Origin of the sequence: Acidovorax delafieldii (assembly GCF_007993815.1) — a bacterium.
Taxonomy (GTDB): domain Bacteria; phylum Pseudomonadota; class Gammaproteobacteria; order Burkholderiales; family Burkholderiaceae_C; genus Acidovorax; species Acidovorax delafieldii.
Window position 1 is genome coordinate 182,094 of the sequence record NZ_VJWE01000001.1, and the last position, 14,435, is coordinate 196,528.

At 65.7% G+C, this 14,435-nt stretch carries 12 protein-coding genes; 4 read left to right on the plus strand and 8 right to left on the minus strand.

The window, feature by feature from the left end; all coding sequences use genetic code 11:
* The first annotated feature begins 113 nt into the window (after positions 1–113).
* Positions 114–941, plus strand: a complete 828-nt coding sequence (locus ATF69_RS00860) for a DUF6502 family protein (RefSeq protein WP_099730977.1) — start codon at positions 114–116, stop codon at positions 939–941.
* Positions 925–1,458 (plus strand): hypothetical protein, encoded by a 534-nt coding sequence (locus tag ATF69_RS00865; RefSeq protein WP_146869592.1) that lies wholly within the window; start codon positions 925–927, stop codon positions 1,456–1,458. Before ATF69_RS00860 ends, ATF69_RS00865 begins: the two co-directional genes overlap by 17 nt.
* A 96-nt stretch (positions 1,459–1,554) precedes the next feature.
* On the opposite strand, the gene ATF69_RS00870 is transcribed toward ATF69_RS00865, so the two are convergent.
* A complete protein-coding gene (locus ATF69_RS00870) occupies positions 1,555–1,917 on the minus strand; it encodes an MliC family protein (protein WP_056066623.1) in 363 nt (120 codons plus the stop codon).
* Positions 1,918–2,591: 674 nt separating this feature from the next.
* On the opposite strand from ATF69_RS00870, the gene ATF69_RS00875 reads away from it, so the two are divergent.
* Complete coding sequence (locus ATF69_RS00875; RefSeq protein ID WP_146869613.1) at positions 2,592–3,770, plus strand: MFS transporter; 1,179 nt, start codon at positions 2,592–2,594, stop codon at positions 3,768–3,770.
* Here ATF69_RS00875 and ATF69_RS00880 read toward each other — a convergent pair.
* Positions 3,742–4,224, minus strand: a complete 483-nt coding sequence (locus ATF69_RS00880; RefSeq protein WP_146869593.1) for a hypothetical protein — start codon at positions 4,222–4,224, stop codon at positions 3,742–3,744. The two genes, ATF69_RS00875 and ATF69_RS00880, sit on opposite strands and share 29 nt — an antisense overlap.
* Before the next feature lie 93 nt (positions 4,225–4,317).
* Between ATF69_RS00880 and ATF69_RS00885 the strand changes: the two genes are divergently transcribed.
* Positions 4,318–4,704, plus strand: a complete 387-nt coding sequence (locus ATF69_RS00885; RefSeq protein WP_146869594.1) for a MerR family transcriptional regulator — start codon at positions 4,318–4,320, stop codon at positions 4,702–4,704.
* A 98-nt stretch (positions 4,705–4,802) separates the two neighbouring features.
* On the opposite strand, the gene ATF69_RS00890 is transcribed toward ATF69_RS00885, so the two are convergent.
* The 6 genes from ATF69_RS00890 to ATF69_RS00915 form a co-directional block, all read right to left on the minus strand.
* On the minus strand, positions 4,803–6,434 hold the full coding sequence (locus ATF69_RS00890; protein WP_146869595.1) for a SpoVR family protein: 1,632 nt from the start codon (positions 6,432–6,434) through the stop codon (positions 4,803–4,805).
* A complete protein-coding gene (locus tag ATF69_RS00895; RefSeq protein WP_146869596.1) occupies positions 6,431–7,699 on the minus strand; it encodes a YeaH/YhbH family protein in 1,269 nt (422 codons plus the stop codon). Before ATF69_RS00895 ends, ATF69_RS00890 begins: the two co-directional genes overlap by 4 nt.
* A gap of 47 nt (positions 7,700–7,746) precedes the next feature.
* Positions 7,747–9,669 carry a PrkA family serine protein kinase gene (locus tag ATF69_RS00900; protein WP_146869597.1) on the minus strand — a complete coding sequence of 641 codons (1,923 nt, stop codon included), beginning with the start codon at positions 9,667–9,669 and terminating at the stop codon, positions 7,747–7,749.
* Positions 9,670–9,985: 316 nt separating this feature from the next.
* Positions 9,986–11,197, minus strand: a complete 1,212-nt coding sequence (locus ATF69_RS00905) for an FAD-dependent monooxygenase (protein ID WP_146869598.1) — start codon at positions 11,195–11,197, stop codon at positions 9,986–9,988.
* A 49-nt stretch (positions 11,198–11,246) separates the two neighbouring features.
* A complete protein-coding gene (locus tag ATF69_RS00910; RefSeq protein ID WP_146869599.1) occupies positions 11,247–13,760 on the minus strand; it encodes a putative bifunctional diguanylate cyclase/phosphodiesterase in 2,514 nt (837 codons plus the stop codon).
* A partial coding sequence (locus ATF69_RS00915) for a putative bifunctional diguanylate cyclase/phosphodiesterase (protein ID WP_146869600.1) occupies positions 13,757–14,435 on the minus strand: 679 nt, incomplete at its 5' end. The genes ATF69_RS00910 and ATF69_RS00915, both read right to left, overlap by 4 nt.

Here is a 14,435-nt window from a genome sequence, read left to right on the forward strand (position 1 = left end):
CGGCCCACACCCCACTGCAGATGTGTGGGATAATATCCCACACAATTTCAAGCCGTCAACCAGATGACAATCACAGCCTGACCCTGACACCCGCCGCGCCTCGGCCTTCTTTCATGCCCTCCCGCTCCGCCATCGTTCTGGCCTCTGCCCTGCACGTGCTGCGCCCTCTGGCGCGCCTGCTGCTGCGCAATGGCGTGGCCTACCCCGCGTTTGCCGCGGCCATGAAGAAAGTGTTTCTGGACGCCGCGCATGACGAGCTGCAGCGCACAGGGAAGAAGACCACCGACAGCGCGGTGAGCCTGATGTCGGGCGTGCACCGGCGCGATGTGCGCAACCTTGGCCGTCTGGCCGAGCCCGCTGCTGAGGAAGAAGCGGGCGAAACCCCGTTGAACATGGCAAGCCAGGTGGCCGCGCGCTGGCTGAGCCAGACGGATTGCCTGGACGACGAGGGCCAACCCCGCCCCCTGCCCCGCAGCGGCGAGCCCCCGCACTTCGATGGCCTGGTGGCCAGCATCAGCAGCGATGTGCGGCCCCGCGCGGTGCTTGACGAACTGGTGCGTCTGGGCATGGCCGAGGAAGGTGAGGATGGACTCATCCGCCTGCTGGCCGCCGGCTTTGTGCCGCGCCAGGGCTTTGCCGAGATGGCACAGCTGATGCAGGACAACCTGCACGACCATTTGGCGGCTGCCAGTCTCAACCTGGAGGGCGAGCACAACTACCTGGAGCAGGCCGTGTTTGTGGACCAGCTCAGCGAAGAATCAGCCCACCGCCTGCACGTCGTGGCCGCCAAGGCCTGGCGCCAGGCCTTCAAGACCGTGATGACCGAGGCCCAGGCCCGCTACGACCACGACCAGCAAAACACCCCGCCCGGCGAGCGCAACCGGCGCGCCCGCTTTGGCAGCTACTTCTATGCCGCAGACCAAGATGAACGTCCTTCCTGAACTCTGGGCCCGGATGGCCCTGCTCACGGCCCGACGGCTGGTGGCTGTCACCACCCTGCTGGTGCTGGCCGCCTGCGGTCCCGGCACCGGTGGCACGGGCACCGGCCCGATCAACGGCGCGGTTTATTTTTCGGGCGCGGGCTTCACAGTGGGAGCCCCCTGCGCTCTGCATTGCGGTGGCACGGACCTGCTGTTGGAAAACGAGCGGGTGGAACTCAACATCACCTGCCAGCGCTTTGTGTTCACCGGCCCGTGGGAGATCGATGCACAGGGCCTGGCACTCCTGAAGGGCACCCTGGAAACCACGGAATTTCCCAACGGGGGCGAAGCCCAAACCCGCACTGTGGCTGCCGAGATGCAACTGCAGTTCAGCGACACCCGCGCCGACAGCAGCCGCGAGGTTGTCGTTACCGTGCGGGACGCACAGGGCAACCTGCTGGTCGCCCCCCGCACGCTGGAGCAGCGCCCTGCTTCTGCAGCAGCCGCCCCCGGGTCCTGCACGCCCGAGGCGCGCTGAAACGACACAGGGCCTGTGCAGACAGGCTACACAGGCCCTGAAAAAACCAGAAATCCGAACCAGCCCCGAACAGGCCGGTGACAAAGAGGGGTGAGGTTACTGGACGCCCGCCACCATCATGCCGCGGTTGCTGCGGCACCAGATCGGTGCCAGGTGTCCAATCTGGATCGTCAGCTCATTGCCCTTGCCCAGCACCGTGGTGGGGCCGTTGCTGTAGGCGTAGCCGCTGTCGGCAGCCTGCTTGGGCAGCTCCACCGTCCAGCCGCTGCGGCGCATCACACTGCGGCCTTGCTCGGGGTAGAACTGCATCTCCACTTTTTCACCGTTGCCGCAGGCGTATTGCATGCTGCTGCCATCGGTCGGTGCGCTGAACGCCTGCATCGCGGGGGGCTGGCTTGCGCAGCCCGACAACAAGAGGGTAGCCAACGCACCCGAACCCAGCAAAACCATCGTCTTCATCGGTCACTCCTGACATCGTGGCGCCGCCTGACGGCGCCCGACAACTTCCATCCAACGGCTTGTGGCCACCGGCCACCGGGACCCGTTCAAAGCCCCGTGGTGATCACCCAAGCACAAACCTTGCCACTCACCACTGCCTGCACCATCCTGATTGCGAGAGACCGAAACTTGCGATTCCAGAGCCGTGACCAACACCCGGTGCAGCGCATGGACACAAGAGTGCCCCAGGCCCCCGGCACCGTCATTGGGGTGATCCCCACATCGAGAGCCTCCTCTAAAGTCTGCCCGCGCCCTGTGGCGCCCTCATGACGGCCCCAGCCCCCTGCAGACGGGGCAGGATTGGAAGCACCGAAGAGCCCAATCAGCGATAGAAACATCTGATTACAAGCACCCACACCCCAAAATCCGCAGCATCCGACGCGTTTGGTCGGTTATGGACGGGAGGGACTGGGACATACCCTAGGAGCCTGCCTGTACGGCTGCTCCGCCCACCGGGCCGGCTCCCCGCCGTCCATGGGTGACAGCAGCGCCCGTGCTCAGCGGATAACCTCGCGGGGCCCAGTCGCCGGCGGAGAACCCCTCTCGACCGCCACGGGCAGCCGCTGTGGAGACTTGCCCCCGTGCCCACCCCCTTGCCAGCCACCCCTCTCCTCGCCCCCCGCACTGCCTGGGCCATGCTGCTGGCGCTGGTGACGGGCTTTGCGCTGAGCCAGGCGTTTCGCACCATCACGGCCATCATGGCGACGGGCTTGCGGGCCGAGTTCGGTCTGTCGGCGCAGGCGTTGGGGGTGTTTGCCGGGGCGTTTGCGTTTGCCTTTGGCACCATGCAGCTGTTCATGGGCATTGGCATCGACCTGTATGGCGTGCGGCGCACGCTGCTGGTGGCGTTTCCGCTGACCATTGCGGGCGCGGTGCTGTCGGCACTGGCGCCGGGCTATGGCACCGTGCTACTGGGGCAGGTGCTGATCGGTGTGGGCTGCGCGCCCGCATTTTTGGTGTGCACCGTGTTCATCGCACGCTACTTTCCGGCGTCGCGGTTTGCCATGGTGTCGGGCGTGGCCATGGGGGTGGGCGGACTGGGCATGCTGTTCACCGGCACGCCACTGGCCTGGCTGGTGCAGCAGTCGTCCTGGCGCATGGGGTTTGGCGTGCTGGCGGGCCTGGCGGCGCTGGCCTGGCTGCTGATCTTCTGGAAGGTGCATGAACCCGCACAACCCGTCGACGAGGCCGCTCCGCGCGAATCGGTGCTGCAGGCGGTGCGCGGTTTTGGCGCGCTGTTCCTGCTGCCGCACACGGCCGGCATCATGCTGCTGGCACTGATGACGTACGCCTCTTTCCTCACGCTGCGCGGGCTGTGGCTGGGGCCACTGCTGATCGAGCGGCACGGCTATTCGCTGGTAGCCAGCGGCAATGTGGCCATGCTGTCGTCGCTGGTGTCGCTGTTCAGCCCGGCCTTTTTTGGTCGGCTGGACCCTGGCCCCACACGGCGCAGGCGCTGGCTGCTGGGCTTTACGGCCCTGCTGGCGGCGCTGTTTGCAGCCATGGGCTTTTTGCATGCCGAATGGCTGGACGTGGGCGGCTCCGTGGCCGTGGGCCTGCTGTCCGGCTACATGGTGCTGCAGTACTCGGATGTGCGCTCGGCTTACGCCCCCGCCGTCACGGGGCGGGCCATGGCGGTGTTCACCATGGCGCTGTTCCTGGGCGTGGCGCTGATGCAGTGGGTGACGGGCGTGGCGGCCTCCATCGCCGCCGCACAGGGTGCAGACCCGTACGTGGCGGTGATGCTGACCATTGCGGCCATGCTGGTGGTGGGTGCACTGGCCTTCAGGCTGCTGCCCGCGCCCGCCCATTGACCCGTTCATTCCTCCGTGCGGGGCCAGGCGGGCACAGCGCCGCGCGGGCACCTGCTACGCGCCACCACTGCAGCACGCCAAACAACAACTCGAAGGCGGTGAAAGCCAGCACGATGGCATTGGCGCCGTGTGCTACCGCGTAGATCTGCCAGGCCGCAAACAGAAACCGCGCCACGCCATCCAGCCGCCCCAGCAGCACCGTGGGCGCCACGATGCGCGCCACCGACCACACCACCACCACCGAGCCCAGCAGGTTGGCCAGCAGCATGTGCGTGGTGTCCAAGGGGTGCAAGGTGCCAGGCAATGCGAGCGCCTGGGCCAGCAGGTTCAGCTGGGTGTAGAGCCAGGCAAAGGTCCAGGGTAAGGCAAACGGCCAGGTGACGAGCAGGTCGTACCAGCCGCTGGCGCGCACGATGCGCAGATAACGGCCGGAAGCGAAAGCGGGGATGTGCATGACAGGAAACCTCTGTGAATGGATCAATGAGGCCCCGAGCTTCCACCTTGAAGTACGCTTCAGGGTCAAGCACGTTGTGAGGGGAACGGGATCATGCTGATCGGTGAACTGGCCACGGCCTCGGGCCTGAGCCGCGAGGCGCTGCGCTTCTATGAACAGCAGGGCCTGATTCGCGCGCGGCGCCTGGACAACGGTTACCGGGACTACCCGCCCGAAGTGGTGACGCTGGTGCAGTACATCCGCACTGCGCAGCAGCTGGGCTTTACCCTGGCGGAGATCGGCGACCGGCTGCCCGCCATCTGGGACGCCGCCGAGCCCGGCCCCGCATTGGCGCAGGTGCTGGCCGCCAAGCTGCAGGAGATTGACGACCGCATTGCCGCGCTGCAGGCCCTGCGCCAGACGTTGGCCGAGCGTGTGGCCACCGACTGCCCGCTGCAGGCCCGGGTGCCACGGGCCAAGGCCTCTTTGCCCACTTTTTGAGCCAAATCGGGCGGTAGCGCTAGTAAATCATGCACTGGCAGCTATCAAAAACAGAGCAATCTTTCTTCAACCGCCGCGCAGGTGCCAGCGCAGCCCGGTCAGGTGGCTGAGGCGGGCACCTGGTGTAGCAGCACCGGGTGGTTGCCATCGGCGTCCGCACTCTCGATCTGCACCCCAAAGCCCCACAGCCGCGCCACGTGCTTGAGCACCTCCTGCGTGTCGTCGGCCAGCGGGCGGCCCTGGTGCTGGGTGTGGCGCAGGGTCAGGCTGCGGTCGCCACGCAGGTTCACGTTCCACACCTGGATGTTGGGCTCGCGCGTGCCCAGGTCGTACTGCTGCGACAGCAGCTGGCGCAGGTTGCGGTAGCCGTTCTCGTCGTGGATCTCGCTGACTACCAGCTCGCGCTCGTTGGCGTCATCGTGCAGCGCAAACAGGCGCATCTCGCGCATCAGGTGCGGGCTGAGGTACTGGCCGACGAAACTCTCGTCCTTGAAGTTGCGCATGGCGTGGTCCAGCGCAGGCAGCCAGGGCGTGCCCGCGATGTCGGGGAACCAGCGCCGGTCCTCCTCCGTGGGGTGCTGGCAGATGCGCTGGATGTCGCGGTACATGGCAAACCCCAGCGCATAGGGGTTGATGCCGCTGTAGGCGCGGTGCCCCACGGGCGGCTGGTACACGACGTTGGTGTGCGAGCCCAGCCATTCGATCATCACTCCGTCGCTCAGGTGGCCTTCGTCGTACAGGGTGTTGAGCAGCGTGTAGTGCCAGAACGTGGCCCAGCCTTCGTTCATGACCTGGGTCTGGCGCTGGGGGTAGAAATACTGCGCGATCTTGCGCACGATGCGGACGATCTCGCGCTGCCAGGGCTCCAGTAGGGGCGCGTTCTTTTCGATGAAGTACAGGATGTTCTCTTGCGGCTCCTGCGGAAAGCGGTTGTGCTCCTGCGCCGCGTCCTCCTTGCCGGGGCGCGTGGGCAGGGTGCGCCACAGGTCGTTGACCTGCTGCTGGGCATAGGCCTCGCGCTGCGCGCGCTCCAAGCGTTCGCGCGCCAGGTTCTTCTTGGAGGGGCGGCGGTAGCGGTCCACGCCAAAGTTGGCCAGCGCGTGGCACGAATCCATGAGCCGCTCCACCTCGGCCATGCCGTAGCGCTCTTCACACTGGGCCACGTAGTCCTTGGCGTACACCAGGTAGTCGATGATGCTGGACGCGTCGGTCCACATGCGAAACAGGTAGTTGCCCTTGAAGAAGCTGTTGTGCCCGTAGGCCGCATGCGCAATCACCAGCGCCTGCATGGCGGTGGTGTTCTCCTCCATCAGGTAGCTGATGCAGGGGTTGGAGTTGATGACGATCTCATACGCCAGCCCCATGTGCCCGCGCCGGTAGCGCCGCTCCGTGGCCAGAAACTCCTTGCCGTAGCTCCAGTGCCGGTAGTTCACCGGCATGCCGACGCTGGAGTAGGCATCCATCATCTGTTCGGCGGTGATGATCTCCAGCTGGTTGGGGTAGGTGTCGAGGCCAAAGCGCTCGGCCGTGGCAGCAATGGCGGCGTGGTAGCGCTCGATCAGCTCAAACGTCCAGTCGCTCGGATCGGGCAACGGCTCGGCAGGACGCGCGCCCGCAGGCAGGGGCTGGCCGGGCACGACACGGTGGCGGCGCTCACCCACGGCAGCAGCCTTCCAGGGGTTGTCGCTGAGGCGGCGCTCCAGCACGGGGTACTGCACAACGTTGTTCATGCGGCCACCCCCTCTTTCTTGAAGAGATCGCGGAACACCGGGTAGATGTCACCGGGTGCAGCGACCTTGCGCATCGCAAAGTGGGAGTACAGCGGCATCAACTGGCTGTACTCGTCCCACAGGTTCTGCTCTTCCTCAGCCACCTGCACATAGGCAAAGTAGCGCACCAGCGGCAGGATCTTGCCCACCAGCAGGTTGCGGCAGATGCCGCTGTCGTTGGTGAAGTTGTCGCCATCGCTGGCCTGGGCCACGTAGATGTTCCAGTCGCCACTGGGGTAGCGTGCACGGATGATCTGGTCCAGCAGCACCAGCGCGCTGCTGACCACGGTGCCACCACTTTCGGTGGAGTGAAAGAACTGCTCCTCGCTCACCTCGGCCGCCTGGGTGTGGTGGCGGATGAACACGATGTCGATGGTCTCGTAGTGCCGCGTGAGAAACAAGTACAGCAGGATGAAGAACCGCTTGGCAAGGTCTTTGCGCGTTTCGTCCATCGAGCCCGACACGTCCATCACGCAGAACATCACCGCCTGACTGCTGGGCACCGGCACCAGTGTGCGCGCACGAAAGCGCAGGTCGATGGGGTCGAGGTACGGAATCTTGCCAATGCGCGCCGTGAGCGCATCAATGCGGCGCTGCAACTCAGCCACCGCCTCGCTGGTGCCGTCGTCCTGCGCCAGCAGGGCGTCCAGTTCGGCCTGCAGCGCCAGCAGCTCGCGGTGCGCCGACTTGCCCAGTGCAATGCGCCGACCCAAAGCGCCGCGCATGGTGCGCAGCACGGCCAGGTTGTTGGGGATGCCGTCCTGGCTGTAGCCTGCGCGGCGCGACTTCCACTGCGGGTTCTCGCCAATGTGGGTGCGCAGCAGGTGCGGCAGCGCGAGGTCTTCAAAAAAGAGCTGCATGAACTCTTCCTTGGTGAGCGTGAAGGTGAAGTCGTCCTCGCCCTCGCCGCTGTCGCTGGCCTGCGATCCACGCCCACCCGCACCGCCCTGGGGCCGCTCGATGCGGTCGCCACGTACATGCTCTGCATTGCCGGGGTGCACGGTGTCGCGGATGCCGCCCTGGCCGTGGTGGAACACAGGCTCGCTGATGTCCTTGCGCGGGATGGTGATGCTCTCTGCCTGCTCCATGTCGCGGATGCCGCGTTGCGAGACGGCACGACGCACCGCATCCGCGATCTGTTCCTTGTAGCGGCGAACAAATCGCTCGCGGTTGCCCACCGACTTGTTCTTGCCAGCGAGCCTGCGGTCGATGATTTGCAATGCCATCCGTTGCTCCCGTTCCCCATGCAGGGCCTGTGGCCCAGGCACTGACCCTAGCTACTCTTGCGCACGCGCAGGTACCACTCGCACAGCAGCCGCACCTGCTTGGGCGTGTAGCCCTTGTTCACCATGCGGGTGACGAAGTCCTCGTGCTTGCGGGCCTCTTCGGCGCTGGCCTTGGCGTTGAAGCTGATCACCGGCAGCAGCTCTTCGGTGTTGGAGAACATCTTCTTCTCGATCACCAGCCGCAATTTTTCGTAGCTGGTCCAGCTCGGGTTCTTGCCCTGGTTGTTGGCGCGCGCCCGCAGCACAAAGTTGACGATCTCGTTGCGGAAGTCCTTGGGGTTGGCGATGCCTGCGGGCTTCTCGATCTTCTCCAGCTCGGCGTTGAGCGCGCTGCGGTCGAACACCTCGCCGGTGTCGGTGTCGCGGTACTCGTTGTCCTGGATCCAGTAGTCGGCGTAGGTGACGTAGCGGTCGAAGATGTTCTGGCCGTATTCGCTGTAGCTTTCCAGGTAGGCCGTCTGGATCTCCTTGCCAATGAACTCGGCGTAGCGCGGCGACAGGAACTCCTTGATGTAGCCGGTGTACTTGGTCTCCAGATCGGTGGCGAACTGCTCGCGCTCGATCTGCTGCTCCAGCACATACATCAGGTGCACCGGGTTGGCGGCCACCTCGGCGCTGTCGAAGTTGAACACCTTGGACAAAATCTTGAACGCAAAGCGGGTGGAGATGCCCGTCATGCCCTCGTCCACGCCCGCGTAGTCGCGGTACTCCTGGTAGCTCTTGGCGCGCGGGTCGGTGTCCTTGAGGCTCTCGCCGTCGTACACCTGCATCTTGCTGAAGATGCTGGAGTTCTCGGGCTCTTTCAGGCGCGTGAGGATGGCGAACTGGGCCATCATCTTGAGCGTACCGGGCGCACACACGGCGTTGCCCAGCGACGATTCGCGAATCAGCTTTTCGTAGATGCGGATCTCCTCGCTCACGCGCAGGCAGTACGGCACCTTGACGATGTAGATGCGGTCGAGAAACGCCTCGTTGTTCTTGTTGTTGCGAAACGCCTTCCACTCGCTTTCGTTGCTGTGGGCCAGCACCACGCCGTCAAACGGAATCGCTCCAAAACCTTCGGTGCCCTTGTAGTTGCCCTCCTGCGTGGCCGTGAGCAACGGGTGCAGCACCTTGATGGGCGCCTTGAACATTTCCACGAATTCGAGCAGCCCCTGGTTGGCCAGACACAAGCCGCCGCTGTAGCTGTAGGCGTCGGTGTCGTCCTGTGCAAAGGTTTCGAGCTTGCGGATGTCCACCTTGCCCACCAGGCTGGAGATGTCCTGGTTGTTCTCGTCGCCCGGCTCGGTCTTGGCAATGCCCACCTGCTTGAGCACGCTGGGGTAGCGCTTGACCACACGGAACTGGCGGATGTCGCCGCCGTACTCTTCCAGCCGCTTCACCGCCCACGGCGACAGCACACGCTGCAGGTAGCGGCGCGGAATGCCGAACTGCTCCTCCAGCACCGGGCCGTCTTCTGCGGCGTCGAACAGACCCAGCGGTGATTCGTTGACCGGCGAGCCCTTGAGCGCATAGAACGGCACCTTCTGCATCAGCGCCTTGAGGCGCTCTGCAATGGAGCTTTTGCCACCGCCCACAGGGCCCAGCAGGTAGAGGATCTGCTTGCGCTCCTCCAGCCCCTGCGCGGCATGGCGGAAGAAGCTCACCACCTGCTCGATGGACTCCTCCATGCCGTAGAACTCGGTGAATGCGGGGTAGCGCTTGATGACCTTGTTGGCAAAGAGCCGCGACAGGCGCGGGTCGTTGCGCGTGTCCACCATCTCGGGCTCGCCAATCGCTGCCAGCATGCGCTGGGCCGATGTGGCATAGGCCATGGGATCACGCTTGCACTCGGCGAGGTACTCGTCGATCGACATTTCCTCTTCGCGGCTACGGACATAGCGCGCGGCGAAGTTGCTGATGGCATCCATACGACCTCCTGTAGCGGCACCCCTGGCGGGCTCAGGTGGTACCACGGTGTTGCATTGGCAATCGCTACCGGCTTGGCTCTTTGTAGCACCACGACCTGCGCTTGAACAGCAAATTCGCGGGCGTGTGGCTGGCCTTTTTGTGGCATTGCACACACAGGGATAGAGCGTGGCACACTGCGCAAAGTTCACCCTGCAAAACGCGCTCGCGGGTTGCACCGGATAGGGAATGTCCTGACAACTGGAATGTCCGGTTGATAACGCATGCATGGGCTATGCGCCAAGGGCTTATCCGCAGTGCGCCCCCGCAGGCCAACCGTCACAACGAACTGGCGCTGGAGCCGTCGCCCCGGTACAACCAGGGCACATCCAGCAGGCGCTCGCCCAGCAGGCGCAGCGACAGGTCGCGCCCCCAGCGCACCGGCCCCGTGGCATGGAAGATGCGGCCATTGCGTGTAGACCGTGCCTGCACCCGCGCGTTGCGCTGCCAGCGGTTGAGCGCATAGCGGCGCAGACGCATCGGCACATCGAGGTCGTGCATGGCCAAAGCACGCTGCAACTCGGCCGCGTCTTCAATCGCCATGCCCGCGCCTTGGGCCAGGTACGGCCGCATGGGGTGCGCGGCATCGCCCAGCAGGCCCACCAGGCCTTGTGCCATCTCGTCGGCGCTGCGCACCGGCGGGCGGTCACACAAGGGCCACAGGCGCCAGCCCGCCCCACCCGCGGCACTCACGCTGCGCACCACGTCCTGCAGCGCGGTGCAGGTGCCTTGCAGTGCGTGCTCCAGGCCTGCGGCATTGGCGGCGTGGTCCCAGTTCTCCAGGTCTTGCGGTGCGGGTCCTTGCACAATGACCACCAGGTTTTGCAGCTCGCCCCGACGCACGGGGTACTGCACCGCGTGCAGGCGCGGGCCCAGCCATGCGGTGACCTGCGCCGTGCGCAAGGCATCAGGCAGCGCATGCTGCGGCACCAGCGCGCGGTAGGCCAGGTGCCCCGTCACGCGTGGCGGTACCGCGCCCAGAAGCTGGGTGCGCGTGCGGCTCCACAGGCCATCGGCACCAATCAGGGCATCGCCCTCAACCTGCTTGCCCCGGCTGGTGCGCACGGTGACCACGCCGTCGGCATCGGCAAAGCTGTCGATCGCATGCTCCAGATGCCATTGCGTGTCGGTGTACTTGGTCACGGCGGACAGCAACAGGCCATGCAGGTCCGCACGGTGAATGGTGGCGTAGGCCGCGCCATAGCGCTCCACCGCCTTGGGTCCCAGGGGCAACACGGCCAGCTCTTGGCCGCTGACGGCGTTGCGCACCTGCAACCGGCTGGGGAAGGCAGCCACCGCCTGCAGCGGCTGCTGCAGACCCCAGGCCTGCAAGCGGCGCACCACGTTGGGCCCGATCTGCACGCCCGCACCCACCTCGCTGAACGCGGCAGCGCGCTCGTACAGCCGCACCTCCCACCCGGCCCGGGATGCGCCCAACGCTGCGGCCAAGCCGCCAATGCCGCCACCGGCGACCAACACCTGTTTTTTCATGGCGCGATTGTGAACTGCGCGCGCTGGGTAGCCTTTGTCTTAGCGCAGGTCATAGCGCAGGCCGTAGCGCACGCTCCAGCACTTCGGCGGGCATGGGCCGGCCAAACAGGTAGCCCTGAAAGGCCTTGCAGCCGTAGCGCTGCAAGAACTCCAGCTGGCCCGTGGTCTCCACGCCCTCAGCCACCACCGCCAGGTCCAGGCTGTCGGCCAAGGCCAGGATGGTGCGCACGATGGCGGCGTCGTTGGGGTCGGTCTGCAGGTCGCGCACAAAGCCCTGGTCGATCTTGAGCTGGTCGAGCGGCAAGCGCTTGAGGTAGCTCAGGCTGGAATAGCCGGTGCCAAAGTCGTCCAGCGAGAAGCCTACGCCGTAGCGGCGCAGATGCTCCATGCGCGCAATCACATCTTCGACATCGGCCATCAAGAGGCTCTCGGTGAGTTCGAGCTTGAGGCGCTCCGGGTTGGCGCCCGTGGCATCGAGCACGCCCAGCACTTGCTCCACAAAGTCGGGCTGGCGGAACTGCCGCACGCTCACGTTCACCGACAGGAAGAACTGTCGCGTGAGCGAGCTGCGCTGCCAAGCCACCAGCTGTGCACAGGCCGTCTCCATCACCCATTGCCCCAACGGCAGGATGAGCCCGGTCTGCTCCGCCAGCGGTATGAATTCGGCGGGTGAGACCATGCCCCGTCGTGGGTGGCGCCAGCGCACCAGGGCTTCTGCGCCCAGCAGGCGGGCGTGGTGGTCCACGACGGGCTGGTAGTGCACGAGCAACTCGCCCCGGGCCAGGCCCTGGCGCAGGTCGGCTTCGAGGTTGGAGCGGGCGTTGACGGCTGCCTGCATGTCGGGGTCGAAGAAGCGCTGGGTGTTGCGCCCCGCCGCTTTGGCCTGGTACATGGCCAGGTCGGCATGTTTGAGCAGCTCATCCACGCTCACGGTCTGCCGGCCAAACAGCGCGATGCCTATGCTGGGTGTGCTGTGGTGGCTGGCATCGCCCAGCGCATAGGGCTTGCCCAGCGTGGTGATGATGTGGCTGGCCACCAGCGCAGCCTCGGCGCTTGCGTGGGCGGGGTCGGGGCTGAGGCCCTCCACCAGCACCACGAACTCGTCGCCACCAAAACGGGCCACGGTGTCGGACTCCCGAACGCAGCCCTTCAGGCGCTGGGCCACCTGCAGCAGCAATTGGTCGCCGGTGTCATGGCCCAGCGTGTCGTTGAGGTCCTTGAAGTTGTCAAGGTCAATGAACAGCAGCGCGCCCTGGGTGTCAGAGCGCGCAACCGCCAGCGTGGCGTGTTGCAGCCGGTCCACCAGCAAGCGGCGGTTGGGCAGACCGGTCAGCGAGTCATAGAACGCCAGGCGTTCGATCTGGCTCTCGACCTGCTTGCGTTCGGTGATGTCGCGGCCCACGCCCCGGTAGCCACGCAGCGCGCCGTTGGCATCAAACACCGGCACGCCGCTGACCGAGATCCAGTGCATGCTGCCGTCCGCGCGCCGGCGTTGCAGCTCCAGGTCACGGAACGGCTGGTGCGCGGCCAGCACCGCGCGGTGTGCAGCCCAGTCGGCATCGGTCATGTTCAGGGCGCCGATCTCCCAGCGCGTGCGCCCCATCACGTCCGACAGCGGAATGCCGTTCACGCTCAGATCACCCGCCAGTTGCACAAAGCGGCCCTCGGCATCGTGCTCCCAGTACCAGTCGGACGACAGGTCGCTCAGGGACCGGAAGCGCGCCTCGCTCTCGCGCAGCTCGTTCTCCACACGCACGTAGTCGCTCACATCGGCAAACGTACGCACCAGGCTACCATCGGCCAGCGTGGTGGTGCGGACCTCGAACGTACGGCCATCGCGTGTGGTACGCCAGTACAGCGCCGGGGCCGCAGCGACAGCCCCCTGTGCCACGTAGTCGTGTCCGCGACGGTCCACCAGGCTATAGCCCTCGCCAAAGTCACCGCGCTCGGCCTGCACGCGCGTCAGGTCAGCCAGCGTGGGGCGGGTGGCCATCAGCGACTCGGGCAAGTTCAGCAGCTCCAGCACGCGCTCGTTGTAGACGGTGATGCGGCCATCGGGCCCGGTCTTGAAGATGCCCTGGCTCATGCTGGCCAGCGTGGCCTGCAGGGCCGAGCGCTGCTCCTGCAGCATGGTCAGAGCCTCTTGCCAGATGCGGGCATCCACCATGCGCACAGGCTGGCCCTGCCCCTTGGCGCCTTGCACCAGCGCCACCAAGCGGTTGAGCAGCTCGCTCAGGTGCGCTACGCCATCGGCCTCGCGCAGCACATAGTCGCCCAGCCCGCAGCGAAAGGCGCGCGCAGCCAGGGCCTCTTGCGCTGCATCGATGCACATCAGCACCGGGCGGCCAGCGCACAGCTCCAGCAGGCCGGGCAGTTCCTGGTCGGTGGGCTTGAGGCACAGCACCACGGCATCCCAAGCCTGGCTGGCGAGGGGAGCCTTGGCAGTTTCTGGCGTGGGGCTGTTGACCACCCGCCAGTCGGGGTAACGCGTTGCCATGAGCCGCCGCGCGGCCGCCGCATGCTGCGTATCAATGTCCACCCACAGGATGCCCACACCGTTCATGGCTGCAGCTCCTGCGGTGCGGGCAGAGCGGTCGGCAGCGAGGGGGCGGAATGGCCCGGCAGATGCTCACGCTCGAACAACTCGACGGGCCCCGGCCTTCCAAACAGATACCCCTGGAACCCCTCGCACCCGTGCAGCCTCAGGAACGACAGCTGCCCCGTCGTCTCCACCCCCTCCGCCACCACCTCCAAATCCAGGCTCTTGGCCAGCGCCAGGATCGTCCGCACGATCGCCGCGTCGTTCGGGTCCGTCAGCACGTCCCGCACGAAGCTCTGGTCGATCTTCACTTGGTCCAGCGGCAGGCGCTTGAGGTAACACAGGCACGAATAGCCGGTGCCGAAGTCATCGAGCGCAAACCCCACGCCTTCGCTCTTGAGCTGCACCATGCGCGCGATGGTGTCTTCGATGTCGCCCAGCAGCAGGCTTTCGGTGAGTTCGAGCTTGAGTTGCCGGGGGTCTGCGTTGTGGTTCTTCAAGGTTTGCAGCACTTCGGCCACGAAGCCGGGTTGCCGGAATTGGCGGGCGCTGACGTTGACGGAGATGGACAGGTGGGCGGTGTCTGGGTGCTGGCTCCAGCGCTGCAGTTGTTCGCAGGCGGTCTGGAGCACGTATTGGCCCAGCGGGAGGATGAGGCCGGTCTGTTCTGCCAGGGGGATGAAGTCGCCGGGGCTGATC

What these genes read in the sequence shown, in the direction of transcription:
- ATF69_RS00875 (WP_146869613.1), top strand. Translation starts at nt 2,592, where the DNA reads ATGCTGCTGGCGCTGGTGACGGGCTTTGCGCTGAGCCAGGCGTTTCGC.
- ATF69_RS00905 (WP_146869598.1), bottom strand. Translation starts at nt 11,197, where the DNA reads ATGAAAAAACAGGTGTTGGTCGCCGGTGGCGGCATTGGCGGCTTGGCC.
- ATF69_RS00910 (WP_146869599.1), bottom strand. Translation starts at nt 13,760, where the DNA reads ATGAACGGTGTGGGCATCCTGTGGGTGGACATTGATACGCAGCATGCG.
- ATF69_RS00890 (WP_146869595.1), bottom strand. Translation starts at nt 6,434, where the DNA reads ATGAACAACGTTGTGCAGTACCCCGTGCTGGAGCGCCGCCTCAGCGAC.
- ATF69_RS00885 (WP_146869594.1), top strand. Translation starts at nt 4,318, where the DNA reads ATGCTGATCGGTGAACTGGCCACGGCCTCGGGCCTGAGCCGCGAGGCG.
- ATF69_RS00860 (WP_099730977.1), top strand. Translation starts at nt 114, where the DNA reads ATGCCCTCCCGCTCCGCCATCGTTCTGGCCTCTGCCCTGCACGTGCTG.
- ATF69_RS00865 (WP_146869592.1), top strand. Translation starts at nt 925, where the DNA reads ATGAACGTCCTTCCTGAACTCTGGGCCCGGATGGCCCTGCTCACGGCC.
- ATF69_RS00870 (WP_056066623.1), bottom strand. Translation starts at nt 1,917, where the DNA reads ATGAAGACGATGGTTTTGCTGGGTTCGGGTGCGTTGGCTACCCTCTTG.
- ATF69_RS00880 (WP_146869593.1), bottom strand. Translation starts at nt 4,224, where the DNA reads ATGCACATCCCCGCTTTCGCTTCCGGCCGTTATCTGCGCATCGTGCGC.
- ATF69_RS00900 (WP_146869597.1), bottom strand. Translation starts at nt 9,669, where the DNA reads ATGGATGCCATCAGCAACTTCGCCGCGCGCTATGTCCGTAGCCGCGAA.
- ATF69_RS00895 (WP_146869596.1), bottom strand. Translation starts at nt 7,699, where the DNA reads ATGGCATTGCAAATCATCGACCGCAGGCTCGCTGGCAAGAACAAGTCG.